This window comes from Psychrobacter halodurans (assembly GCF_017498075.1).
GTDB lineage: Bacteria > Pseudomonadota > Gammaproteobacteria > Pseudomonadales > Moraxellaceae > Psychrobacter > Psychrobacter celer.
In genome coordinates, this window is record NZ_JAGBKN010000002.1 from 64420 (window position 1) to 88204 (window position 23785).

Here is a 23785-nt window from a genome sequence, read left to right on the forward strand (position 1 = left end):
CTATATGCGGGATTTTTTATGGTCGATAGATAAGCACTTTGATGCTGGCTGTCGCCGTTATAACCTGAGCGATGGATTTTTATTCAAATGCTTCAAGCGTTTTTTCGTACTTGGCAATTTGCTCATCATAACCCTTGATGGTCTCGTTAAACTTGGCCATAAGCGCTTCAAACTCTTGTTGTTGATTGAGCTTCATTTGCTGCATATCGATGACTTGCTGCGCCTCTATCTGCTCCCAAACCTGATGCTGAATGATAAGACGTGCCAGCGCCGGACTTTTGGCACTGAGCCTACCTGCAATCTCAGCATGCTCAAACAATTGCGGCACCAAAGTCGCTATGTTTATCAAGGTATCTACCTCGTCAGCGCTCAGCGGCGTGATCACTGGCTGATAAAGTGCCGCCGTTGCCTGCTGGTAGCTGTCGACGATCTCATCTTCTGTTTGCATGACAGGCTTGCGCGGCTCGAGGCTAATACGTTTGAGGACGGTCAAATCGCGCTCGCCCACTTCTGTGCTGGTATTGATGTCTGCTGCTGCCTCATCGCCACGCTCACTATTTTGAGCCGTCGCGGCGGCATTGGCATTAGCACTGATATTAGTATTAGAGTTAGCATTAGCATCGACGTTGCTATCGTTATCGGCAGGCGCGGCGTCACCGCTATTTGTCGTATTATCGCCTGCTGTCTCCGCACTATTTAACAATAAGTCTTCTGCGCTTTGGGGCGAGTCTGCCGCTTGCAGCGACTCGTACTCGGCTTGTAGCCGGCGCTGCAGCCTTTGCATTTGCGTGACAAAAATTGGCTCAAACTGCTTGATACGCGCCGCCGCCGATTCACTTTGTGGTACAGGCTTGCTGTCTTCGCTAGCTACTTGCTCAGTCGCTTGGCTATCATCGACGACAGGCGCGGTCTCGGTCTGCTGTTGGCAGCCGCCGAGTAGCAATGCACCACTCAACGTCGCAGCCAGTATAGTCGTGGCAGCATATTTACTATTAGGTGATGGTGTTTTATTCATATGACTATCATGAGCGGTATCATGACCCTTTGCTTTATCTGGTAAAAATTTATACATCAGAGTACATATCCTTTGTTGACGTAAAGACGCAAAACAATGAGTTGACGCAAAATAATAAAAGGTAGGCGTATCACCGCTATCCGATGCTGGCGATACTGTGCTAGCGTCTGGCTCATAAACCTCTCATAGCACCATTTAGCATACTTTTATCATAGTGGTTATTGATGCTAATAAGAAGCGTCAATTGTGAACGGAGTGTCGAGCTGGCGACATTGACAGTAGATTGATGACAACAGTAGACTTGTGGCATTAATCATATAACATCAGACTCCAGAAGCGGTCGTCAAAAACGGTATACAGCGCTCAAAATCACGGCAGTCCTGACCACGCTGGCGGCGGACAAAATAGTCCTGCACCATACGCGCCTGCTGCTCGATACCATATTTAAAAAAGGGCTTGCCTACTGTAAATACGTAGTCATAACGCCGATCAACCAACGCCCCGCGTACTACCTTGATACCCTGCTGTAGCTGCCAAACGTGCGTTAGCTCATGTATCAGCCAACTTTGCTTACTTAAGGAGGATTGGCTAAAATCTGTAATCCAGTCTGCTGGGTGAAAGTAAATATGACCATTGGGGCTGACAGCATAATGTCTAAGCACCCACCATGCTGTTTTTAATTGCACATCCTCCAGCCGAATACTGTCACCAAATACCGAGCGTGCCAGCGCAACCTCACCTGCGCTCAGATGGCGCGACCGTCTCTTTGGGCGCTGATGACTTGATAAACGCCGCGCTTGGCTCAATAACTGCTGTATGGTCTCACGTATCATAAACAATCAATGCCGTTATGTAGGTGCATAATATAAGTACCGTATAGGATAAGTGCCGTTATATAAGATATAAGTGCCTAGATAAATACCTAGGAAGTACCAGTGCTTTTATAACTGGTGCTGTCTTATTTGTTTAATAAGGCTTTTGACATAAGAATAAAAGCCGCGAAGACATAAGTTATACATTAGGGTAAGGAGTGCTAGGATAGTGCTACGCGTCATTGATATCCTATGACATATAGTCGATACATTTTAATTTGATACTGAGCCTGTGCTTTTATATTGACTATCCTTTTGCCGCCCCATTGATTAACGATAGAGAGTGTTATGCCGCCAAACTTTCATGCCGATACCCCGCTTGCCCAGCGCATGCGCCCAGCGACGCTCGATGCCATCATCGGTCAAGAGCATCTGCTGTCAGCTGGGGCACCGCTACGACGCTTGGTCGAGCAAGGCCATCTGCCCTCCATTATCTTGCACGGTGAGGCAGGCATCGGCAAAACCACCATTGCTATGCTATTGGCTGATGCCGTGGGCCGGCCGTTTCACGCGTTGTCGGCACTCAATACGGGTGTCAAGCAGTTACGCGAAGTGCTGGAGACTAAAGGCTCGTTGAGCTTTGAGTCGCCGGTGGTGTTTATCGATGAGATCCACCGCTTTAACAAAGCGCAGCAAGATGCCTTACTTGGCGCGGTCGAGTCTGGGGATATTACCTTGATTGGGGCAACTACCGAAAACCCCTCATTTAGCGTCAACAATGCTTTGCTATCGCGTTGTCAGGTTTATCGTTTGGAGCCACTGACACCCGAACAAATCGCCGCCGTATTGCAGCGCGCCATTTCAGAAGATAGCATTTTCAAAGACTTGGCCGTGGATTTGCAGGCACAAGACACCATTAGCCAACTGGCGCACGGCGATGCCAGAAAGGCACTTAACCTGCTAGAGCTGGCCATACAAACGGCGGATACCAGACAATCGCCGCTGATCATCGATGATGCGCTGGTCGCTCGCGTCGCGCAAACGGCGCTGGTACGCTATGACAAAGACGGCGAACAGCATTACGATATTGTCTCAGCCATGATAAAGTCCGTGCGCGGCTCCGACCCTGATGCGGCGCTCTACTGGATGGCGCGGATGCTGGTGGGCGGAGAGCCAGCTGAGTTTATCGCGCGGCGCTTGGTCATCTTGGCGAGCGAAGATATCGGCAATGCTAACCCCAATGCCCTACTCCTCGCTGATGCCGCCCTGCGTAGCGTTCAGTCCATCGGTATGCCAGAGGCGCGCATTATCTTAGGACAAGTGGTGGTGTATCTGGCGACCAGTGCCAAAAGTAACAGCACTTATAAAGCGATAAATGCGGCGATGGCCTTGGCAGAAAAAGACGCCTCTCCCGTACCACTACATCTGCGCAATGGCGTGACCAAATTGATGCGACATCAAGGCTATGGGCAGGGCTACGCCTATCCACACGACTATCCCAATCATTATTATCCGCAGCATTATCTGCCAGATACGCTGCTGGGTACGCGCTTTTATTATTTTGCTGATAATCAGCGCGAGCAGCACAGCAAACAGTTTATGGACTGGCTAAAATCCCAATCTGCCAGTAACTCTTAAAACCTACCCGTTTATTAGTAATACTGAACGCTGTTTTTGACAGACTTCGGGATATAGTTTGGAGATGGGGCAGCACGATAGGATGAAAAGCGTTAAAATGTCCTCATAATGATATATAAGCAATGAGACAATCGTGCCTAGCGTCCGTACCTATAGCCGGGGCGTGCCCATCATCGAATAAATGTAGCCAGCGGCGCGTTGCCTAATCACAACAGCCTATGGCGTCAGCGGCTGTTACAATAGGCGGATCATGCTATATATGTTACCTCACACCTATCTACACATAATAAAATATTGAGACTTACTATGAGTTTAAATACCATTCCTGAGATTATCGAAGACATCCGTGCTGGAAAAATGGTCATCTTGATGGATGATGAAGACCGCGAAAACGAAGGCGATATCATCATGGCCGCCACCCATGTACGCCCTGAAGACATCAACTTTATGATCACCCATGCTCGCGGCCTAGTGTGTCTGACCCTATCGCAAGCGCGCTGCCAACAGCTAGCACTACCGCTAATGTCTGATCGCAACGAAGCAAAGTTTAGCACCAACTTTACAGTGTCTATCGAAGCGGCTGAAGGCGTCACCACAGGTATCTCAGCGGCTGACCGTGCGCGCACTATTCAGGCTGCGGTCTCTGCATCAGCCAAACCCGAAGACATCGTACAACCTGGCCATATCTTCCCTATCATGGCACAAAACGGCGGCGTCCTGCACCGTGCCGGCCACACCGAAGCAGGCTGCGACTTGGCTCGCCTAGCAGGATTGGAGCCTGCAGCAGTCATCGTCGAGATTATCAACGCTGATGGTACGATGGCACGTCGTGACGATCTTGAAATCTTTGCCAAAGAGCACGGCATCAAGATGGGCACAATCGCTGATCTGATCAATTACCGTATCGCCAACGAGCAAACGGTAGAAGAAGTAGAGACGCGTCCTTTTGAGACCGAGCATGGGACTTTTACCTTGCACCGCTTCCGTGAGTTTGGCGCTGAAGAGACGCATTTGGCGTTGGTCAAGGGCGATGTCAGCGAAGGCGTCAGTACTGTCCGTGTCCATGGCTTCCATCCGCTGCGTGACTTGTTTGCCGCCAAAAACGATATGACGGGTCGTAGTGGCTGGAGCGTACAGTCAGCGTTGGAAGAAATCAGCGCCTCGGAGCGCGGCGTGCTGGTTTGGATTGGTAGCAATCAGCCCGTTGATCTAGGCGATGCGCTGGATAAAGCGGCGGACAATCAATCGCAATCAACCATCACCCAGCAGCCGTATCGTAGCATCGGGGTTGGCGCACAGATTTTGCGTCATTTAGGCGTGCGTGATATGCGCTTATTGTCATCACCCATGAAGTTTTATGCACTATCAGGTTTTGATCTAAACGTAGTAGATTTTGTGCATGCACCCAAGCAAGGCTAGGCGCTGTGATCGTTATTTAATCACTATTCGATAGTGATTAAATAGCCTTATCAATCATAAAAAAAGCACGCTTATAAATTGAGCGTGCTTTTTTTATGTGCAAGTAATTTTTATAAAAGTTGACGCTCAAACCTCAGGCGTATGACCAACGGTCGCTTCTAATGCCAATAGGCGCGTGCGCTCGGCGCTGCTCCACGGCAATTTGTCTTTGCCAGCGCTGTCCAAACGCACCACCACCGCCTCAGCCGTCGCCACTACCAAACTTTGCGCCGTACTATAGTAACTATACTCCATCACGATACTGGTACGGCCCAAGCGCTGGCAGCGCACCCCTAATAACAAAGTATCAGGGTAAACCACAGGACGCAAATACTGACAGCTTGACTGCGCCAATACCGTCACCATGCTGCCATCAAACATGCCTAATGCCTGCAGATAAGCAATACGCGCTGACTCAGCATAACGATAAAACACCACGTTATTTAGATGGTTAAAGGCGTCCATCTCGCCCCAGTGAATCGGCTGATGATGGATAACGGGATAGTGAGCCAGCTCAGTCGGCAGAGGCTCATTAACTGTCGGTAAATCGGTTGGTAGAGAGCGGTTCATAAAGTATCCTTTTTTATCATCCTATTTTTTATTATTTGGGTGTGTCTTATCGTCAAGCACCCAGCACTAGCGCTGCGGTTTGGCTAAGACTTGCGTGGTCAATAGCGCCGTGGGCTTGGGTGCTTCGGCAATCAATTGATCTAGCCAATTTATCACCTCTGCCACGTCGTTGGGGGCTTGCATCATCGTGATATTGGCCGTTTGATCTGACGCTTGCGGGTTGACCGTCTGTTTCTGCCGCTCATCAGCGCTTGGTGTGAAGGTTATGAGCTGTTTGCGTGCCTGCGACAGATAACTGATGAGCTGCCCACGGTCGCGCATATTGCTGGCTTGCATGGCCAAATTGAGCGTCATAATGGTCTCGTGGATGGCCAGCTGCCTACGGGTCAGTGCCTCCTTATTTTTAGCTGTGTCTTCAGCTGAGTTTTTATTGTCCTTGCTACCCTCTTTATGATCGTAACGCTCATGGCGCTGCAAAAAGGTTTGGATGTTTTGCATGGCCAAGTTATGCATCTGCCATGGACTTGGCTGCGCGCTTTGTGCTTGTAGGCGCTCAATGTCTTTTAGCAGGCTTTGCTTAATCACCACCGTCAGCGCAGGGGCAATCTCATTACTGCTTTGCGACAGCTGCCAGTGTAACCCCCGCAGCAAATCAATCGCCGCGCTATCGTTGTTATCCACCAGCAGCCTATCCACCGCTTTTATTTGAATACGTAGTAAATCCAGCTGATTTTGCGCTTGGCTACTGGCTGCCACGCGCGGCTCAGGTAGGGTCTGCTGACTCATGGCAAACAAGCGATCATCCATCTCGTTTAAACGGCTGATGACTTGCTCGTTACTTTGCAGACGCTCGTGAACACTCTGCTCAAAACGCTGCTGGCTGATATATAACCAGAGTAAGGCGGCGATAAGCAATAAAATCGTCAGCCATTGCAAGCGTATGAGTAGCATATTTGCTTGCCGGCGCTGCTGAATAGCAGAAGGGTCCTTGGATGAAGACTCAGGGTTCATAGACATAGTACAGCACCGTTACTGGTAGATTGGGTCATGGTTGTCGCAAGCCGTATGAAACATGAAGACGCATCCTGATGACAAAACAGCCATATCCTAGGCGTATCAAGCACTGATCGCAGCCAGTATGGTGGCTGGTGCCAAATCCTCCACCCGCCAGTAGCTCAACTGCTCATCGGCCACCATATTGGCCAAGCGCTCACCTAGCACCACATAAGCAAAGTCCGACAGCTTGAGCTTGGGCAACCCATCAGTCCCTGTACTGTCTGCCAATGGCTGCTTTACAGTATCCTTAGCACTCGTTTCATCAGTTGCTTGTCGCTTACCTTGACTGACCACTTGCCGCCAATGCTCAAAGGCGGTGGCACTACTAATGATAACGACCGGTTTTGACTGTTTGGGTATAGGCTTTGGATGCTGAGCGGTGCTTGGCGCTGCTGGTTCTGCAAGTTCTGGTGCTGATGCTAATGTTGATGATGGAGAGCTAGGCAAAGAAGCGGCCGTAGCAAACTGCTGTAACCACTGGTTGTATTGCCTACAGGCCTCATGAGGCATGATACGCTCGTACCAAGCGATACTATCGATATGGACACCGCGCGCTTGTAACGTGTTGACCAATAAACGGCGGCCACCAAGACCGCGCCATACCAACAGCTTGTCCCCTGCTTGCAAGCTGTCGATCTCTGGCATCGCAAGCATGCCTTCATTATTGGCCACGCGCGGCTGCAGCACGTGATAGCTTGCCGCCTTGATTTTTGCCTCATTTAAGACCGCAGCTGTCGCTTCTCCTACCGCAATCAAGTGACTGGGAGCGCTGAGGGTTTGCAGCTCGGTGGTTTTTTGGCTTTCATCATTTTGGTTATCACCATTCGTCTCAGAGTGCTGGGCATGGCTCTCGCGGGCAAGCGCTTGCCAAACCGCTAGTCCCGCTGCTGCTGCCGTAGGACTGACGATGACCAGTGCCTGATAGTCGCCTGCAAACCACTGACGCATCAGCGCCATGTCCACATCTGTGGTAGGACGCGGCTGTAGCGTCAGCATCGGAATCTCTACCACGCTTAGACCCGCAGCTTGTAGGTGCTGCGTCAGCGGAGCGGCACGCTCTACCGGTCTGGTATTGATGACCACGCGCGTAGGCGCTGATGGGGCCGCACTCTTATGCCGAGCGGTAGATGTTGGATGAGATGAGGTAGATGACATAGACGTACCATGACAAAAATCGAAAGAAATAAAGAAGTCGCAAACCTGTCTTAATTACTGGCTTGCAGCTTAGACGGCGGTATCTGCGTATTATTTGGTATCATAAATCGCTGATAAAATAGCGCCTGCGCCATCTGCAAGTAACATATCAGCCACATCGATACCCAGCTGATTGGCCTGAGCTTCTTGCTCGTCTTGGTTACCAGTTAAGGCAATGCGTTTTTCTGCTTTTAGCAGCTCGCTACCATCGGCCTGCCCCACGCGCCCGCGCAGCCACAATATGTTGCCGTCGTCATTGTTGCCATTTTCGGTATTTTTCGCACGGTCATCCTCGGTCTCGTCTGCCATTTGCAAGACCGCATAGGCTGCGATCGGTACCTGACAGCCGCCTTCTAAATGACGGTTGAGGGCACGCTCAGCAATCAGGCGAATACGCGCTTTATTATCATTTAGCGGCGCCAATAGCTGCAATACTGCATCATCGCCCTCGCGGCACTCAATCGCCAACGCTCCTTGCCCAACCGCAGGCAGACAAGCATCGATATCCAGCTCACCGCGAATACGCTCGTCCAGCTCAATACGCTGCAAACCACTGGTGGCCAAAATAATCGCGTCATACTCGCCTGCGTCCAATTTGCTCAAACGGGTACCAACGTTACCGCGCAGGGTTTTGATTTGTAGATCTGGGCGATAAGCCTTGATTTGACACTGACGGCGCAAGCTTGAGGTGCCAACGACAGCGCCTTGCGGCAACGCATCGATACTATCGTATGTATTGGATACAAACGCATCGGTCGGGGCGGCGCGCTTGCAGTACACCCCCAACGTCAAACCTTCAGGCAGCTGCATGGGCACATCTTTTAGCGAATGCACGGCGATATCTGCGTCTTTATTATAAAGCGCTTGCTCAAGCTCTTTGACAAACAAACCTTTGCCGCCAATTTTTGCCAGTGGCGTGTCCAAAATTTTGTCACCCTTAGTGACGATTTTTAGCAAATTAATCGTCATCTCAGGATATAGCGCCAACAGACGATCGCGGATATGCTCAGCTTGCCATAAGGCTAATGGGCTTTGGCGCGTGGCGATGTTTAAGGTAGTCAAAGCAGGTTGCTGCAGATTGCTCATAAAAGGCCTCAATAAGTTTGATATACAATATCAGTGCGAATCATCTCTATATGAAACGATACGGTCGATTTGCCACAAAAATGGGCGCTATCACTCGTTGATAGTAAACGCTGACGCAAAAAAATACCCCTATTTAAGCATAAATAAGGGTTTGATGATATGGGATGATTATTTCTCTACAAAAACAGTCAGTTACAGACAGCGTTTTACATGCTTTGGATTTTATCACGTAAGGCTGGCAGGTGGCGACGACTCACCGCCAATGTCTCATCGATGCCTTTAAAGCGCACTTGATATTGGCCGGCATCCAAGGTTTCTAAGTAGTCCAAAAAGCTCAGATTGATAATGGCATTGCGATGGACGCGAAACAACCGGTCTTCAAACTCTTGCTCAAGCTCTTTTAGTGTCTCATCAATCAATACGATACCATCCTTGTGACGGACTTTGACGTATTTTTGATCGGCAGTAAAGTAGTAGATGTCTGTGAGTTTAATCAATTCGACGCCGCGATGGGTACGAGCGGCGATATGCTCACGTATTGGCCGCGCTGTCGGGTCCTCAAGCTTACGGATTTCGTTGAGCTGGGCGGCGTTTAGAGTTTTGGCTTTGTTTAGCGCCTCCAGCAGCTCATCTTTGTTGGCAGGTTTGAGCAAGTAGCCGATGGCATTGGCTTTAAGAGCAGCAATAGCATAGTGATCGTAGGCGGTGACAAAGATAATGGCTGGCGGATGCTCAAGCTCGTTTAGCGCTTGCGCACAGCGCACCCCATCCATCTCAGGCATACGAATGTCTAATAATATGATATCTGGCTGCTGGGTTTTGACAGCGACAATGGCTTCTGCCCCTGTCGTGGCTTGTGCCACCACCTGATGGCCTGACTCTTGTACAATTCTGACCAAACGCTCGCGCGCCAATGGCTCATCATCGCAGACTACGATCCGCATGCAAACTCCTGTCTTAGGACATACTTAATACGATTTAGTGAAATAATTCATCAACCTACTATCAATAATAACACTAACGCCCAAGGACTTAGCATAAAAAAATGTTTGATTATTGCAGGTATTTTAAACATTTAATGTAGGTCTGGCCGCGCTTATTGATCGGTCAAATATATAGTAGATATTGACGATTATCGTGCCGATTATAAACTGTATGGTGCAATAATTGTGCCATACTTTATATTAATCGTATTGAACAAAAGTTTGTATTATTAATAAATATCTATTGATAATCGCTAGCTTACAGATAGCTAGATGACAGACCACTATATCCCGACGTCTTGTAGCGGATAATCAATCAAGGTAATGATTTGACTGTTGGTCACTTTGCTTCTGATATCGGCGCTTTGGCCAAAGTACGAGCGCAGACGCTCTGCTTGGATATAAAAATTCATGTGCTGGCGCAAGTCATGATTGATCATCAAAGTTTTTTTGGGGAGCTGGACGCTGATGGTGATGGTGACGCGGTGCTCATACCAAGTGACTTTGATATGAATAAAAATCGTCTCTGTGGTCATTTCCACCACGTTAAGGAGCATTTTTTCTAGCACACTTTGCAGCGTCAAAGCGGTGATGACCATGTCATACATAATGTCTTCATCTGGCAGTTGCCAAGTGACATCAAGCTTGTCAGATAGCCGGCTAGACTCGATGGCCAAATAGTGCTCACACAAAGCGATCTCTTCTTCAAAGCTGATCTCACGCGCGCCACTAAAGCTGGCGCGAAACAGCGCTGAGACGTGCTGTAGTAACTGGGAGGCGCGTTCTGGATTGGACTCAATCAGCGATACCAGAGTGTTGATGGTATTAAAGAAAAAATGCGGCGTGATACGGGCTTTGATTAAGTCGTTTTGGGCGTTTAGTTTGTGCTCAAAGGATTGATTCAGGGCATTCATCTCACGATAACGGCGCAAAAAGTACAACAAAAACACCAAGGTAAAACCGCCTGCAAGGATTAAGTCAAAAATCACTTCTAACACGAAATTTTGTAGGCTGTATTCGTGCCAGCCCATGTTTATCATGACCAGCAAGACCAGCACCATAGAGACAGCAGAGGCCAGCATAAGGATGGCGAGCACATACATACTGACCTTGGGTATGCTCATGCTCTTAAAGACAGGGCGCAGATAATCGATGATATATAAAGAAGGGATGATGCTTAAGGTGTTTTGTATCACTCGGCTGCCAAACTTGATTATAAAGTCAGACCAAGTAGCTAGGTCATGGCGGTCGATCACCGTCACAAACAGCGACCAAAAAAAGATATAAATCAGCCATTGCCAAGGCTTCATGACTTCCATGAGCTTGGGGATAAAAAACTCTAAGCGCTCCGCTAGTAAGGCAACCTCATCATTTGCTATACTTGAGTTCTTATTCTCTTGACTTGTCTTGTATCGATATGAACGCCAACTCTTCAAACCCTAGTAATCCTGAATTAAATAAAAACGTGTCAGTCTCTGATTCTAGCACAGATGACTCTACAACAAATAACACGGCGCAAAACAGTCCTGCCAGCGCGCCAGGCCAGCAGATGTGGGGCGGACGCTTTAGTGAAGCGACGGACAGCTTTGTGGCCGCTTTCACCGCTTCAGTCGGCTTTGATCAACGCTTTGCTCGACATGATATCCAAGGCTCTATCGCTCATGCGACCATGCTCAAAGAATGCGGGATTTTGACCGCTGATGAGGTGGCGACCATCATCGATGGTCTACAGCAGGTATTAGCTGAGATTGAAGCAGGCGAGTTTAATTGGTCTATCACCCTAGAAGACGTACACATGAACGTCGAGTCACGTCTGACTGATATCGTCGGCGCGGTGGGCAAAAAACTACACACTGGCCGTAGCCGTAACGATCAGGTGGCCACCGATATCCGCCTGTGGCTACGCGAAGAAACCGACAACATCATCGCGCTGTTGGTGCGTTTACAAAACGGCTTGCTGGATTTGGCCGAGCAGCATACGGACACCATCATGCCAGGCTTTACGCATCTACAAACCGCGCAGCCTGTCAGCTTTGGCCATCACGTGATGGCATGGTTTGAGATGCTCTACCGCGATACCGAGCGCCTCGTCGACGCCCGTCGCCGTATCAATCAGATGCCACTTGGTAGTGCCGCGCTTGCTGGTACGACCTTTCCGATTGACCGTACCATCACCGCCAGACTGCTAGGGTTTGATGGCATTTGCCAAAACTCACTCGATGCGGTCTCAGACCGAGATTTTGCCATTGAGTTTACCTCGGCGGCCTCTATCCTTATGATGCATATGTCACGCATGAGTGAAGAGATTATCCTATGGATGTCGGCGCAGTTTAACTTTGTACAGATACCCGATCGCTTCTGTACTGGCTCGTCGATCATGCCGCAAAAGAAAAACCCTGACGTGCCAGAGCTGGTACGCGGTAAAGCGGCGCGGGTCTTTGGTCAATTAATGACATTGTTAAGTCTGATGAAAAGCCAACCGCTTGCGTATAATAAAGACAATCAAGAAGACAAAGAGCCGTTATTTGACTGCGTCGATACCTTGACAGGTTCGCTACTGGCATTCGCTGATATGCTACCAAACATCACACCAAATAAAGACAGTATGCGTCAAGCGACCATGAAGGGCTATGCGACAGCGACTGATTTGGCAGATTACCTAGTACGTCAAGGCGTGGCATTCCGCGATGCCCATGAAGTGGTCGGCAACGCGGTGGCTTTAGGCATCAAAGAGGGCGTTGATTTAAGTGACTTATCATTGGCGCAGCTTCAGCAATTTAGCGACGCGATCGGCGATGACGTCTTTGATTACCTAACGCTAGAGGGCTCACTCGCCGCCCGTGATCATTTGGGTGGTACCGCGCCCAATCAGGTCAAACAAGCGGTGGTTAATGGCCGCGCGCGCTTAAAAGCTTTTGCATAATTTGCATAAACAGAGACATGATATTTCGACGCAGAACAGGTATAAATTTTCCTTGTGTGCTGTGCCTGTGCGGACAGATGCTGCGTAAAATTCATCCCAGTCCCACTGTATCTTTTTTATCCTGAACTCACTATACAACACCCGCGCCTAGCACTTATGACTTAGCGCGGGTGTTTTTTGTCATCACATCGCCAAAACTTTCATCAAACAACTTAGCTGTTACCGTCTATACACCCGATAGCCTTTGCTAAATTTACTCAGATCGTTATCATAGGGTGATATTCATAGTTTATAAGGAGCCTCTAATGACTGAGACTTTTAACCCGCAAGCCAATACCGTGTTTTGCCGCAAATACAAGCAAGAGCTGCCAAAAATGCCGCACCCACCCTTCCCCAACCAAAAAGGCAAAGAGCTACAAGAAACAGTCTCTGACAAAGCGTGGAAAGAATGGCTAGAGCAGCAAACCATGCTAATCAACGAAAACCATCTCAGCATGATGGACCCTGAGGCCAAAAAGTTTTTGACCGAGCAGCGTGAGAAGTTTTTGGACAACGAAGATTATGAGCGCGCGCAGGGCTGGACACCAGAAAAATAAAAACTCGGCATCACTTTTATACTTATATCAGTATAGTTAGCTGAATGTAAAACTGTTATGGATTTAAACGCGCTACTGGTGTAAATTTTACTTGCGTGCTGCGTTCCCAGAGGCTGCGCAAAATTCATCCCAGTAGCGCTATGACATTTTTAGAGTGTATCGACTATATGTTAAATATTAGAACGCGCTATCTTTAAATAGCGCGTTTTTTTAGTGCACACTTAGTGCACACAAGGTAGGATTTTTATAAATTCCCTTATCACCTTTAATCCGTATCTGGCAATTCACTGTTAGTGGTTGACATGCTGGCTGACATATTCGCTGACATTGCGCCAACGTGACGCGCCGCCATCCGATCATTGGCTTCTTGCACGGCTTTTTCGACCAGTGCATAGTCTGAGTGGCGTACATCTTGGCCGCTGATATAGTTGATGACCAGCTCGGCGATGTTTTGCGCATGATCACCAATACGCTCGAGCGCGCGCAACACCCACACGATATTGATGACCTTGGAGACGTGGCGCGCGTCCTCCATGATATAAGTCATCAACGCACGCATCGCTGATTGATATTCCTCATTGACCACATCATCATTGCGCATTACCTCAAACGCCTGCTCAGCATTGGACTGACTAAAGGCCTCTAGCGCATTGTGCAGCATCAGACGCACCTGATTGCTCAGGTGCTGCACTTCGGCATAGCCATACGCTGACTTGCCTTGGGCGGCGAGCTTATTGGCCATTTTGGCAATTTTGACCGCTTCATCGCCGATGCGCTCCAGATCCACCACACCTTTACTGATGGACATCACCAAACGCAAATCACTGGCCGCAGGCTGACGCTTGGCGACCAATAACAAGATATGCTCATCGAGCTCGACTTCCTGCCGATTGATTTCAAAATCCATCTCGATGACTTCTTGCGCCAGTGTTTCATTCTTGTCGATAAGGGCATGAATGGCTTTGGCAACTTGGCTAGCCGCATGGTCGCCCATCACCAAAAACAGACGAATGGCTTCATCCAAATCTTGATCAAAACTTTTGGAGATGTGCTTGTCACTTTGCATAAGAGGTATTCCCTGAATATCTGTATATTAATGGCGTGCTGCTGGCATAGCTGTATTGTTGTTATTGAAAATTAACGATAGTTTTAATCTGTACAGCATTAGCCATAACGCCCCGTAATATAGTCTTCCGTGGCTTTTTGCGCCGGCGTGGTAAATACTTGATTTGTCTCGCCCATCTCAACCATATCGCCCAGATACATATAGACCGTATAGTCTGAGACGCGCGCCGCCTGCTGCATGTTGTGAGTGACGATGGCGATGGTGTAGTCGTTTTTTAGGTCTTCGATCAGATCTTCAATAGCGCCTGTCGAGAGTGGGTCAAGCGCCGAAGTTGGCTCATCAAGTAGCAGCACTTCAGGTTTGGTAGCGACACTACGAGCGATACACAGACGCTGCTGCTGACCGCCTGATAACGACAAACCTGAGGCTTTGAGCTTGTCTTTTACCTCCGGCCATAGTGCCGATTTTTTTAGCGCCCATTCCACCCGATTGTCCAGCTCAGCTTTGCTTAGTCTTTCATAAAGACGCACACCAAAGGCGACATTGTCATAGATAGACATCGGAAACGGCGTCGGCTTTTGAAAGACCATACCGACTTGCGCGCGTAGCAAATTGACATCGATGTCTTTGCCTAAGATATTTTTGCCATCGAGGTTGATACTGCCTTCTGCACGCATGCCAGGATATAAATCATACATACGGTTAAAGGTACGGAGCAGGGTTGACTTGCCGCAACCTGACGGGCCGATAAAGGCAGTGACTTTTTTATCAGGAATGTCGATATTGATGTTTTTTAGCGCCTGAAACTCCCCGTAATAAAAGCTTAAATCACGAATCTGCATCTTCGCTGCTGGCATGTCTTTGGGAATATCATGCAGTGTTTGCTTAGTTAAGTTTGCCGAATTTGGCTGCGACAGTTGCGTGGGTGTCGCCATCGATCTATGTAGTAAGCTGGCTGTGGTCGTATCAAAGGTGTTGCTATCTGCTGTGCTACGCGTTTTGCTGATGACGTCATTCATAATGTTATCCAACCTAGCTTGATGAATATAAATTTAAGTAAATGCTGTATGTAAAGTGATTTGGCGGTAGGCGTTATCGACTCTGGCGACTATTTGCTGGAGCTGCGACCACCGATAAACCTTGCCAATACATTTAGTACCAGTACCGAAGCGGTAATCAGCAATGCAGCGGCCCATGCAAGTGCATGCCAGCTGTCATAAGGGCTCATGGCAAACTGATAAATGGTGTTTGGCAAGTTGGCAATCGGCTGGCCCATATCGGTACTAAAGTATTGATTATTCAATGCCGTAAATAGTAACGGTGCGGTCTCACCGGTGATTCTGGCAAAGGCTAACAATACGCCTGTGGTCAGCCCCGCTCGAGCCGCCTTAATCGTCACTTGCGTGACCATCTTCCACTTCGGCGTGCCCAGTGCATAGGCCGCTTCACGAATGCTATTGGGCACCAAATTGAGCATGTTTTCAGTCGTGCGTACCACCACAGGCACTACAATCAGTGCCAATGCTAGTGCACCCGCCCACCCAGAGAAGCTTTGACCTTTGACCATCAGCGCATAAATAAACAGACCAATGACAATCGATGGCGCAGAGAGCAAAATATCATTTAAAAAGCGCGTCACTTTGCCAAGCAGGCTGCCTTGCGCAAACTCAGACAAATAAATCCCTGTCATCAGGCCAATGGGCGCGCCTATAAACAACCCCGAAAACGCCAACATCACCGAACCGACAATGGCGTTACGTAGGCCGCCTTCGCTCATCGGCGGCGGGGTATCAGCGGTAAAGATAGGCATTTGCACCATACCCTGAAAGCCTTCGACAAACAGCGTCACCAGTATCCAAAACAACCAAATTAAGCCAAATACCATCGCTGACATGGCAAAGCCCAAGCCCAGCTTATTGGCCCAGCGCCGTTTGTTATAAAGGCGCTTGTCGTAGCGGCTATTAAAACCAGTCTGCGCAGGTAACGCTGAATTCATAGCATCAGTAGACATAACACTCATTTCCCATATTTTCATCAGTACCAATAATCATCAAAATCTATCAAACCAATCGAATCATTAGCGATTGCCTGCTTTTTGATCCATACGCATCAGCATGAGCTTAGCCAGCGACAGCACAATAAAGGTGATGATAAATAGTATGAGGCCAAGGTGGAGTAGCGAGGCCAGATGCAGCTCACTGGAGGCTTCGGCAAACTCATTGGCCAGTGCTGAGGTAATGGTGACGCCAGAGGTAAACAGACTTGGGCTGATATTGAAGGCGTTACCAATAAGGAAGGTCACGGCCATGGTCTCGCCCAGCGCCCGACCCAGTCCCAAGATAACCCCGCCGACCACGCCTGCCTTGGTATAGGGCAAGATAATCTTAAACATCACTTCCCAAGTGGTCGCACCCATGCCATAAGCTGATTCTTTGAGCAGGTCTGGCACGACAGAGAAAACATCGCGCATGGTAGCTGCAATAAAAGGAATAATCATAATGGCAAGTACCAAGGAGGCGGTAAACATGCCCAGTCCCATTGGCGCACCCGTAAACAGCTTACCGATGATAGGCAGTGGGCCGACGTGTTCGATAAACCACGGCTGAATGTGATCGCCAAAAAACGGCGCAAAGACAAACAGTCCCCACATACCGTAGATGATAGAGGGAATACCTGCCAGCAGCTCAATGGCGATACCAAGGGGCTTTTTTAAGAAGATCGGACACATCTCGGTCAAAAAAATCGCAATGCCAAAGCTGACGGGCACGGCAATTAAAATAGCGATAAAGGACGTCACCAGCGTGCCATAGATCGGCGCTAGCGCACCGTATTCATTGGCGACCGTATCCCAGTTATTACTGGTATAAAACCCGAGACCAAATGCTTGAATACTCGGCCAAGCGCCAATGATCAAAGAGAGCAAAATACCGCCCAAAGATAGCAGCACGAGAATGGCAAATGCCTTGGTGGCATTGACGAATAGTGCGTCGTAACGTTTTTGTTTTGCCAGTTGCGACCTTAAATCATTCATAAGTGTCTCAGCATTAAATAATATTAAATCAAAATCTTGAAAAGACTCATCAGGTCTTATCACAGCAAATGAAACCTTAATAAAGGGTGCTATTAACGGTCATTAATGACGCTATTTTTAAATTTGTTGTGATAAAACCTTTGAGACAACCACCGGAGAATAGGTGTCTCAAAGGGGCTTACAAGTGCTGCTATACATATATAGAAAAACTACTGAGCTGGGGTGTAGACAGGCTGACCATCATGGCCTTTGACCTCATTCCACTTGTCTTTAAACAGTGCCACTGCCGTATCGGAGAAAGGCACATAATCAAGCGCCATGGCACTATCATCACCTTGGGCATACGCCCAATCAAAGAAGTTCAGCACGCCAGCCACTTGCTGCGGGTTTTCTGGCTGCTTGTGTACCAAGATAAAGGTGGCAGCGGCGATGGGCCACGCTTGCTCGGTCTCAGAGTTGGTGATGACTTTATAAAACCCTGCTTGCTGTGACCAATCGATATCACCTGCCGCAGCAAAGGTCTCAGCAGATGGCTGCACGAAGTTGCCCGCCGCATTTTTTAGGGCAGCGTGTGCCATGTTGTTTTGCTTGGCGTAAGCATACTCGACGTAGCCGATAGCGTTTTTCATGCGATTGACATAGCTTGATACGCCCTCGTTGCCTTTACCGCCTGCCCCTGTGGCAGAGGTAGGCCATTTGACGGTTTTATCGACACCCACGCTGTCACTCCAATCGTTTGAGACTTTGGCTAGATAATCGGTAAAGTTAAAGGTCGTGCCTGAGCCATCTGAGCGAAACACGGTGGTAATGGCAGCATCTGGCAGGGTCAAATCTGGGTTCATGGCAGTGATGGCAGGGTCATTCCATTTGCTAATCTTACCCAGATAGATATCGGCTAAGGTTGCGCCGTCCAGCTTTAGCTCACCTGGTCCGACACCATCGATATTGACAATCGGTACCACACCGCCGATGACGGTTGGAAACTGAATAAGGCCTGCCGCGTCCAGCTCTTCAGGAGTCATGGGGGCATCAGAGGCACCAAAGTCAACGGTTTTTGCTTGGATTTGTTTGATACCGCCTGAGGAGCCGATAGACTGATAGTTGACCTGGCCGCCAGTCGCGGCATTATAGTCATAGGACCATTTGGCATAGATAGGCTGCGGGAACGACGCGCCCGCACCAGTGATGTTCATGGCGATGTTTTCAGCTGATTTAAAATCGCTTGCTGGAGAGGATGTCGCTGTGCTGGTGGTTTCGGCCACTGTCGCCGCGCTGGTGTCACTCTGCGCTGCTGACTCTGCGGTGTCGGTGGATTTATTACAAGCGGTGAGTACTAAGGTGCAACTAACGGCGACTGCCAATAACGAATAACGCATGTAGGACTCCTAAAGTTTGACAACGATTGAACAAAGCATGATTGGTGACATGTGTGACATGTTGACAAGTTTTTATGACAGTTTGATGACAACCGCCCAACTCTTTTATGTGCGTGACAAATAGGGTCAAATCAGTCGCCGCTTGAGGCTAACGCTCATTAGCCTGCGTGTCATGATTCACGGTATTTTGCGCACGTTGATTGACATACCGATGGTCAAACACCAGTAGCCCTCATGGCAGAAGTTTGTTAGTATGAGACTGATTTACAACACTGACAGACTCGGGGTGCGGTGTACGAATGGCTGACTGCCTTTGTACATTCGCTGAGAGATCACCCGCCGAACCTGATGCGGTTAGTACCGACGCAGGGAAGTCTTCAGCACTTTATTATGTATGGCAAAGACGGGCAGAAATGCCTTGTTATCCTCATGACTGTTAGCCTAAATACCCGCTTGGTGGTGCTAAGCTTTATAGGGTTAAGTAGTGCTCAATAATGATGAGGGATACCAAGCGTCGCTTACAGGTTGATGACATCCTCCGCGAAGGCAGGTTTTCGCGATGATAGATTTGACAGCCAGTGACGACGACGCAGCAAAAATTGCCTAGATGATAAGTGCTACCCCCGCAGCTTCTGGCGGTGTTGCTTTTATTCAAAAACCAACACGCTAGGACAGCATATGACAACCTCAACCCTACCTCCAAAGACCCAGCAAAACGCTTCTGACAAAAAAACCGACGCGCTAAAAACCCCTGCGCACCGTAGTGCTAAAGACACGCGCTTTGAAGAAGACGCACGCGACCTGCACCGCATTCTCCCCGCCTCACAAAAAGTCTATATCCAAGGCTCAAGACCTGATATTCAAGTGCCGATGCGCAAGATCACGCTAGATCCCACGCCTATTCAGGGCGTGGATGAGTCCGACTGGGAGCAAAACCCGCCGTTTTATGTCTACGACACCTCAGGCGTCTATACCGACCCTGATGCCCAAATTGACCTAACCCGCGGCTTGCCCAAACTGCGTGAGGGCTGGATAGCCGAGCGCGGTGATACAGAGCAGCTAAGCGGTTTGTCCAGCTCATACGGGCAAGCGCGTGCGCGTGATATCACCACAGCCAATCTACGGTTTGCCCATATCGATAAGCCGCGCCGTGCCAAAAAAGTCAATGGTAAAGCAGGCAATGTCACCCAGATGCACTATGCGCGCCGCGGTATCATCACCCCTGAGATGGAATATATCGCCATTCGTGAGACGCAAAAACAGCATGAACTGACCGATATGCGCCAACATGACGGCGAGAGCTTTGGTGCCAATACGCCAAAAATCATCACCCCTGAGTTTGTGCGTAGCGAGGTCGCGGCCGGTCGCGCCATTATCCCAAATAATATCAATCACCCTGAGTCTGAGCCGATGATTATCGGCCGTAATTTTTTGGTAAAGATTAACGCCAATATCGGCAATTCAGCGCTCGGCTCCTCTATCGATGAAGAAGTGTCAAAAATGACATGGGCGACGCGCTGGGGCGCTGACACCATCATGGATTTGTCGACAGGCAATCATATCCACGAGACCCGTGAATGGCTGATTCGTAACTCGCCTGTGCCCATCGGTACGGTACCGATTTATCAAGCATTAGAAAAAGTCGACGGCATCGCCGAAGACCTAACGTGGGAGATATTCCGCGATACACTTATCGAGCAAGCCGAACAAGGCGTTGATTACTTCACCATTCATGCAGGCGTGCTGCTGCGCTATGTGCCACTGACGGCCAATCGCTTGACGGGTATCGTCTCTCGCGGCGGCTCTATCATGGCGCAGTGGTGCCTTGCTCATCATACAGAGAGCTTTTTATACACCCATTTTGAAGAGATTTGCGAGATTATGAAGCAGTACGATGTGGCCTTTAGTCTAGGCGATGGTCTACGTCCTGGTTGCTTGCAAGATGCTAATGACGAAGCGCAGTTCGGTGAGCTACGTACGCTTGGTGAGCTGACAAAAATCGCATGGCAGCACGATGTACAGGTGATGATCGAAGGCCCCGGACATGTGGCGATGAACCGCATCAAAGAAAATATGGACTTGCAGTTAGAGACTTGCAGCGACGCGCCGTTTTATACTTTAGGGCCGCTGACCACCGATATCGCACCCGGTTATGACCATATCACCAGTGCCATCGGCGCGGCGATGATTGGCTGGTTTGGCACCGCCATGCTCTGTTATGTGACACCAAAAGAGCATTTAGGACTGCCGAATAAAAAGGATGTGAAAGACGGTATTATCACCTATAAAATCGCCGCGCATGCCGCTGATCTGGCTAAGGGTCACCCAGGCGCGCAAGCTCGCGATAATGCCTTGTCTAAGGCGCGCTTTGAATTCCGCTGGGATGATCAGTTTAATCTGGCGCTCGATCCTGATACCGCCCGCGAATATCACGATGAAACGCTGCCAAAAGACGCGCATAAATCGGCACACTTTTGCTCGATGTGTGGGCCTAAGTTTTGCTCGATGAAAATCACCCAAAACGTCCGTGAGTACGCCAAGGGTTTGGATGCGGCAGAAAGCTTAGGCACAGAAGCGATGAGTGCAGCTGAGATTGAACAAGGCATGCAAGAGATGACTGAAAAATATCATAGCGAGGGTCGACAGCTGTATAAAGAGGTATAACTTCTCTAATTTGACTGCTGTATATTTAATGACTTTATATAGCAAAAAGCTCGCTTCTACATGCATAAGAAGCGAGCTTTTTTATGATAAGTATTTCTTTATGATAAGTATTTCTTGGCCAAAGAGCTGTTTACACATTTGAGGCCTGATAGATCTCTGCAATCGAGGCATTCATGGTATCAGCAAACTCTTTATCGCTTTGTTGTTTGCTCAACCCTTCGGTAAACGCGCGTGAGAAGCTGGCAATCATACCAGGATTTTGCTTAAGCTTTTCGCAGGCCTCACGACGACTATAACCGCCAGACAATGCCACGACTTTGAGCACTTTTGGATGATCGATCAGCTCTTGATAGAATCCGCCGTCGGTGGGCAAGGTTAGTTTGAGCATCACTTGATGGTCGTTATTTAGACGCTCAAGGTTACGCAAAATATCCGCTTTGAGTATCACTTCACACTCATGCTTTTGGGCGCTATCGATATTAACCTCAGGCTCTACGATAGGCATAAAGCCTTTGGAGAGGATTTGCTTAGCCACATCAAACTGCTGCTGTACCACCAGCTCAATCCCATCGACACTTGGCTCATAAATGACTGAGCGCATTTTGGTGCCAAATACCGGATAGTTTTTGGCTTTATCCAGTAGCGCGTCTAGCTCTGGCATCGGGCGCATGACTTGTACGCCGCTCATTTGCTCGGCCAAACCCTTATCCACCTTCAAAAACGGCACGATGTTTTTATCTTCCCACAGATAGTTTGCCGTTGGCTTGCCATTGACCTCACGCTCCATGGTGTCTTCAAATAAAATTGCCCCCAGCACGCGCTTATTATCAAAGCAGTCGCAGGTCATGATGCGCGCGCGCATCTCGTGCACTAGATCAAACATCGCGTCATCATTGTCATAGGCATCGCTGCTGATGCCGTAGTTTTCTAGGGCTTTTGGTGTGCTGCCGCCACTTTGATCAAGCGCGGCGATAAACCCTGAACCATCCTTTATACGCTGTCGTTGTTTTTGGTATTCCATTGAAAAGGTATCCTATTTTTATTGATTAAAACCAAACATCACCAATCGACTCAATCTATATGAGCCTTGCTATTTGTAGACAACCTTACCATAGGATGCTTTATCTGCCTATATAGGATGCGTGACAGCGCCGCCAATTTTTATGATATATCAGTTGAAAATAGCCAGTTGAAAATAAAACGGTTATATAAACTTAAACGCGCTACTGGTATAAATTTTACTGGCGCGCGGCGTTCTCAGAGGCTGCGCAACTTACGTTTAAAAACAGCATCCCAGTAGCGCCATGCTCTTTTAAAGTGCATCGACTATAAATATAAGAGTTTTATGCCAAACCACGTACATCAAACTCTTATGCTAAAAACAGTACCGCCACACAGCCAATCGCCAGCAGCAAGCCTAGCACATTGATACGACCGAGCCGCTCTTTAAACACAGCCACACCGATGAGCGTCGCGACGGCGATGACCCCGACGTTCATCCCAGTAAAGACAATACTAGGAGAGTCAGACAATACTTGGTGGGCGCGCACATACGCATAGATATTGCCCATGTTTAGAGCACCCAGCAATAGCCCTGCTGCCAAGGCATTACCCTGCCAACGCACGCGTGTCACAAGCAAATAAATCAGCAATAACAATCCTGCGACGCCAAAGCTGACAAACAGCGTCAGTGGAAAGGCTGTGCCTTGTTTGGCGACTTGTTTAAACAAGATATCGACGATGCCATAGCCTGCCCATACGCCAAATAGCCATAGCGAGGTACGCGCGGCGGGCGGGCTTATACTAGCGTGCGCGCCGCTGCCGGTATGTTTGGGCCGGTAAACCAAAGCCCCCAACGCCAAAAACCCTAAGACCAAACCAAGCACTCGCGTACCCGTCAGCACCTCACCAAATAATAAAAAAGCGGCGATAATGGGAATAATCAACGACAAACGCTGGGCGGCATCGGTTGCGACCATGCCAACCGATGCAATCGCACGGCCCAAGACAATAAAAACCGTCGGCAGCAGTATCCCAAGCGCCAGAATAATGCCCCAAGCGTTGCCAAGCGTGCTGATGCCGCTGACATCTGGCGTTAATAAAAACCATGTCAGCAAAAAAGCCACAGGATAACCTGCGACGATGGTCTGGCGAATATCGATATTTTTTTGCCGCAGGATTTTGAGCAGTACCGAGACGGCCACACTACACAGTACTGCTATCACCAAATACATCATAACCCCTACCTCTACCCTTGATTTATGTCAAACCAACACCGCACGTCAGCAATACAAAACCATGGTAAACACTATAAAAC

At 48.9% G+C, this 23785-nt stretch carries 20 protein-coding genes and 1 riboswitch; of the genes, 5 read left to right on the forward strand and 15 right to left on the reverse strand.

From position 1 onward, the window contains the following. Positions 1-79 precede the first annotated feature (79 nt). Together J3491_RS01450 and J3491_RS01455 are read right to left on the reverse strand one after the other, a co-directional pair. Positions 80-1072, reverse strand: coding sequence for a hypothetical protein (locus J3491_RS01450; protein ID WP_207968969.1), 993 nt, complete (start codon positions 1070-1072; stop codon positions 80-82). Between the two features lie 266 nt (positions 1073-1338). After that, complete coding sequence (locus tag J3491_RS01455) at positions 1339-1848, reverse strand: type IV secretion protein Rhs (protein ID WP_207968970.1); 510 nt, start codon at positions 1846-1848, stop codon at positions 1339-1341. A 327-nt stretch (positions 1849-2175) separates the two neighbouring features. Here J3491_RS01455 and J3491_RS01460 point away from each other — a divergent pair, with 327 nt between their 5' ends. Both J3491_RS01460 and ribBA read left to right on the forward strand, forming a co-directional pair. Continuing rightward, positions 2176-3465, forward strand: a complete 1290-nt coding sequence (locus tag J3491_RS01460; protein ID WP_207968971.1) for a replication-associated recombination protein A — start codon at positions 2176-2178, stop codon at positions 3463-3465. Between the two features lie 306 nt (positions 3466-3771). Next, on the forward strand, positions 3772-4884 hold the full coding sequence (gene ribBA / locus J3491_RS01465) for a bifunctional 3,4-dihydroxy-2-butanone-4-phosphate synthase/GTP cyclohydrolase II (protein WP_075101396.1): 1113 nt from the start codon (positions 3772-3774) through the stop codon (positions 4882-4884). A 126-nt stretch (positions 4885-5010) separates the two neighbouring features. On the opposite strand, the gene J3491_RS01470 is transcribed toward ribBA, so the two are convergent. The 6 genes from J3491_RS01470 to J3491_RS01495 form a co-directional block, all read right to left on the reverse strand. Next, a complete protein-coding gene (locus tag J3491_RS01470) occupies positions 5011-5493 on the reverse strand; it encodes an acyl-CoA thioesterase (RefSeq protein WP_207968972.1) in 483 nt (160 codons plus the stop codon). A gap of 66 nt (positions 5494-5559) precedes the next feature. Continuing rightward, positions 5560-6510, reverse strand: coding sequence for a hypothetical protein (locus J3491_RS01475; protein WP_207968973.1), 951 nt, complete (start codon positions 6508-6510; stop codon positions 5560-5562). Positions 6511-6609: 99 nt separating this feature from the next. After that, positions 6610-7704: a uroporphyrinogen-III synthase gene (locus tag J3491_RS01480; protein ID WP_207968974.1), complete on the reverse strand. Its 1095-nt coding sequence runs from the start codon at positions 7702-7704 to the stop codon at positions 6610-6612. A 90-nt stretch (positions 7705-7794) separates the two neighbouring features. Next, positions 7795-8829 carry a hydroxymethylbilane synthase gene (gene hemC, locus J3491_RS01485; protein ID WP_207968975.1) on the reverse strand — a complete coding sequence of 345 codons (1035 nt, stop codon included), beginning with the start codon at positions 8827-8829 and terminating at the stop codon, positions 7795-7797. A gap of 206 nt (positions 8830-9035) precedes the next feature. Next, positions 9036-9773 (reverse strand): LytR/AlgR family response regulator transcription factor, encoded by a 738-nt coding sequence (locus tag J3491_RS01490; RefSeq protein WP_100748681.1) that lies wholly within the window; start codon positions 9771-9773, stop codon positions 9036-9038. Between the two features lie 323 nt (positions 9774-10096). Then, on the reverse strand, positions 10097-11122 hold the full coding sequence (locus tag J3491_RS01495) for a histidine kinase (protein ID WP_243456024.1): 1026 nt from the start codon (positions 11120-11122) through the stop codon (positions 10097-10099). 239 nt (positions 11123-11361) lie between these two features. On the opposite strand from J3491_RS01495, the gene argH reads away from it, so the two are divergent. Together argH and J3491_RS01505 are read left to right on the forward strand one after the other, a co-directional pair. Continuing rightward, entirely contained in the window at positions 11362-12735 is a 1374-nt protein-coding gene (argH, locus tag J3491_RS01500; protein WP_075101434.1) for an argininosuccinate lyase, read from the forward strand. 305 nt (positions 12736-13040) lie between these two features. Beyond that, positions 13041-13331: an oxidative damage protection protein gene (locus tag J3491_RS01505; protein ID WP_075101388.1), complete on the forward strand. Its 291-nt coding sequence runs from the start codon at positions 13041-13043 to the stop codon at positions 13329-13331. Between the two features lie 265 nt (positions 13332-13596). Here the strand turns inward: J3491_RS01505 and phoU are convergent, their stop codons facing one another. The 5 genes from phoU to pstS form a co-directional block, all read right to left on the reverse strand. Beyond that, positions 13597-14397 (reverse strand): phosphate signaling complex protein PhoU, encoded by an 801-nt coding sequence (gene phoU / locus J3491_RS01510; protein ID WP_100748678.1) that lies wholly within the window; start codon positions 14395-14397, stop codon positions 13597-13599. A gap of 98 nt (positions 14398-14495) precedes the next feature. Then, the gene (gene pstB / locus J3491_RS01515; RefSeq protein ID WP_207968977.1) at positions 14496-15416 is read right to left on the reverse strand and encodes a phosphate ABC transporter ATP-binding protein PstB; all 921 of its coding nucleotides are present in this window, start codon (positions 15414-15416) and stop codon (positions 14496-14498) included. An 89-nt stretch (positions 15417-15505) separates the two neighbouring features. Next, positions 15506-16408 carry a phosphate ABC transporter permease PstA gene (gene pstA, locus J3491_RS01520; protein ID WP_424108336.1) on the reverse strand — a complete coding sequence of 301 codons (903 nt, stop codon included), beginning with the start codon at positions 16406-16408 and terminating at the stop codon, positions 15506-15508. A gap of 66 nt (positions 16409-16474) precedes the next feature. After that, the gene (gene pstC, locus J3491_RS01525; RefSeq protein WP_207968978.1) at positions 16475-17428 is read right to left on the reverse strand and encodes a phosphate ABC transporter permease subunit PstC; all 954 of its coding nucleotides are present in this window, start codon (positions 17426-17428) and stop codon (positions 16475-16477) included. Between the two features lie 209 nt (positions 17429-17637). Beyond that, on the reverse strand, positions 17638-18804 hold the full coding sequence (gene pstS / locus J3491_RS01530; protein ID WP_100748674.1) for a phosphate ABC transporter substrate-binding protein PstS: 1167 nt from the start codon (positions 18802-18804) through the stop codon (positions 17638-17640). Between the two features lie 272 nt (positions 18805-19076). Further along, positions 19077-19193: riboswitch (TPP riboswitch) on the forward strand. A 289-nt stretch (positions 19194-19482) separates the two neighbouring features. Here pstS and thiC point away from each other — a divergent pair. Next, a complete protein-coding gene (gene thiC / locus J3491_RS01535) occupies positions 19483-21468 on the forward strand; it encodes a phosphomethylpyrimidine synthase ThiC (RefSeq protein ID WP_207968979.1) in 1986 nt (661 codons plus the stop codon). A gap of 130 nt (positions 21469-21598) precedes the next feature. Here the strand turns inward: thiC and J3491_RS01540 are convergent, their stop codons facing one another. Beyond that, positions 21599-22489 carry a fructose bisphosphate aldolase gene (locus J3491_RS01540; protein WP_207968980.1) on the reverse strand — a complete coding sequence of 297 codons (891 nt, stop codon included), beginning with the start codon at positions 22487-22489 and terminating at the stop codon, positions 21599-21601. 349 nt (positions 22490-22838) lie between these two features. Further along, positions 22839-23705, reverse strand: coding sequence for an EamA/RhaT family transporter (locus J3491_RS01545; RefSeq protein WP_207968981.1), 867 nt, complete (start codon positions 23703-23705; stop codon positions 22839-22841). Positions 23706-23785 lie beyond the last annotated feature (80 nt).

What these genes read in the sequence shown, in the direction of transcription:
- J3491_RS01450 (WP_207968969.1), bottom strand. Translation starts at nt 1,072, where the DNA reads ATGTATAAATTTTTACCAGATAAAGCAAAGGGTCATGATACCGCTCAT.
- J3491_RS01455 (WP_207968970.1), bottom strand. Translation starts at nt 1,848, where the DNA reads ATGATACGTGAGACCATACAGCAGTTATTGAGCCAAGCGCGGCGTTTA.
- J3491_RS01460 (WP_207968971.1), top strand. Translation starts at nt 2,176, where the DNA reads ATGCCGCCAAACTTTCATGCCGATACCCCGCTTGCCCAGCGCATGCGC.
- ribBA (WP_075101396.1), top strand. Translation starts at nt 3,772, where the DNA reads ATGAGTTTAAATACCATTCCTGAGATTATCGAAGACATCCGTGCTGGA.
- J3491_RS01470 (WP_207968972.1), bottom strand. Translation starts at nt 5,493, where the DNA reads ATGAACCGCTCTCTACCAACCGATTTACCGACAGTTAATGAGCCTCTG.
- J3491_RS01475 (WP_207968973.1), bottom strand. Translation starts at nt 6,510, where the DNA reads ATGTCTATGAACCCTGAGTCTTCATCCAAGGACCCTTCTGCTATTCAG.
- J3491_RS01480 (WP_207968974.1), bottom strand. Translation starts at nt 7,704, where the DNA reads ATGTCATCTACCTCATCTCATCCAACATCTACCGCTCGGCATAAGAGT.
- hemC (WP_207968975.1), bottom strand. Translation starts at nt 8,829, where the DNA reads ATGAGCAATCTGCAGCAACCTGCTTTGACTACCTTAAACATCGCCACG.
- J3491_RS01490 (WP_100748681.1), bottom strand. Translation starts at nt 9,773, where the DNA reads ATGCGGATCGTAGTCTGCGATGATGAGCCATTGGCGCGCGAGCGTTTG.
- J3491_RS01495 (WP_243456024.1), bottom strand. Translation starts at nt 11,122, where the DNA reads ATGAAGCCTTGGCAATGGCTGATTTATATCTTTTTTTGGTCGCTGTTT.
- argH (WP_075101434.1), top strand. Translation starts at nt 11,362, where the DNA reads ATGTGGGGCGGACGCTTTAGTGAAGCGACGGACAGCTTTGTGGCCGCT.
- J3491_RS01505 (WP_075101388.1), top strand. Translation starts at nt 13,041, where the DNA reads ATGACTGAGACTTTTAACCCGCAAGCCAATACCGTGTTTTGCCGCAAA.
- phoU (WP_100748678.1), bottom strand. Translation starts at nt 14,397, where the DNA reads ATGCAAAGTGACAAGCACATCTCCAAAAGTTTTGATCAAGATTTGGAT.
- pstB (WP_207968977.1), bottom strand. Translation starts at nt 15,416, where the DNA reads ATGAATGACGTCATCAGCAAAACGCGTAGCACAGCAGATAGCAACACC.
- pstA (WP_424108336.1), bottom strand. Translation starts at nt 16,408, where the DNA reads ATGTCTACTGATGCTATGAATTCAGCGTTACCTGCGCAGACTGGTTTT.
- pstC (WP_207968978.1), bottom strand. Translation starts at nt 17,428, where the DNA reads ATGAATGATTTAAGGTCGCAACTGGCAAAACAAAAACGTTACGACGCA.
- pstS (WP_100748674.1), bottom strand. Translation starts at nt 18,804, where the DNA reads ATGCGTTATTCGTTATTGGCAGTCGCCGTTAGTTGCACCTTAGTACTC.
- thiC (WP_207968979.1), top strand. Translation starts at nt 19,483, where the DNA reads ATGACAACCTCAACCCTACCTCCAAAGACCCAGCAAAACGCTTCTGAC.
- J3491_RS01540 (WP_207968980.1), bottom strand. Translation starts at nt 22,489, where the DNA reads ATGGAATACCAAAAACAACGACAGCGTATAAAGGATGGTTCAGGGTTT.
- J3491_RS01545 (WP_207968981.1), bottom strand. Translation starts at nt 23,705, where the DNA reads ATGATGTATTTGGTGATAGCAGTACTGTGTAGTGTGGCCGTCTCGGTA.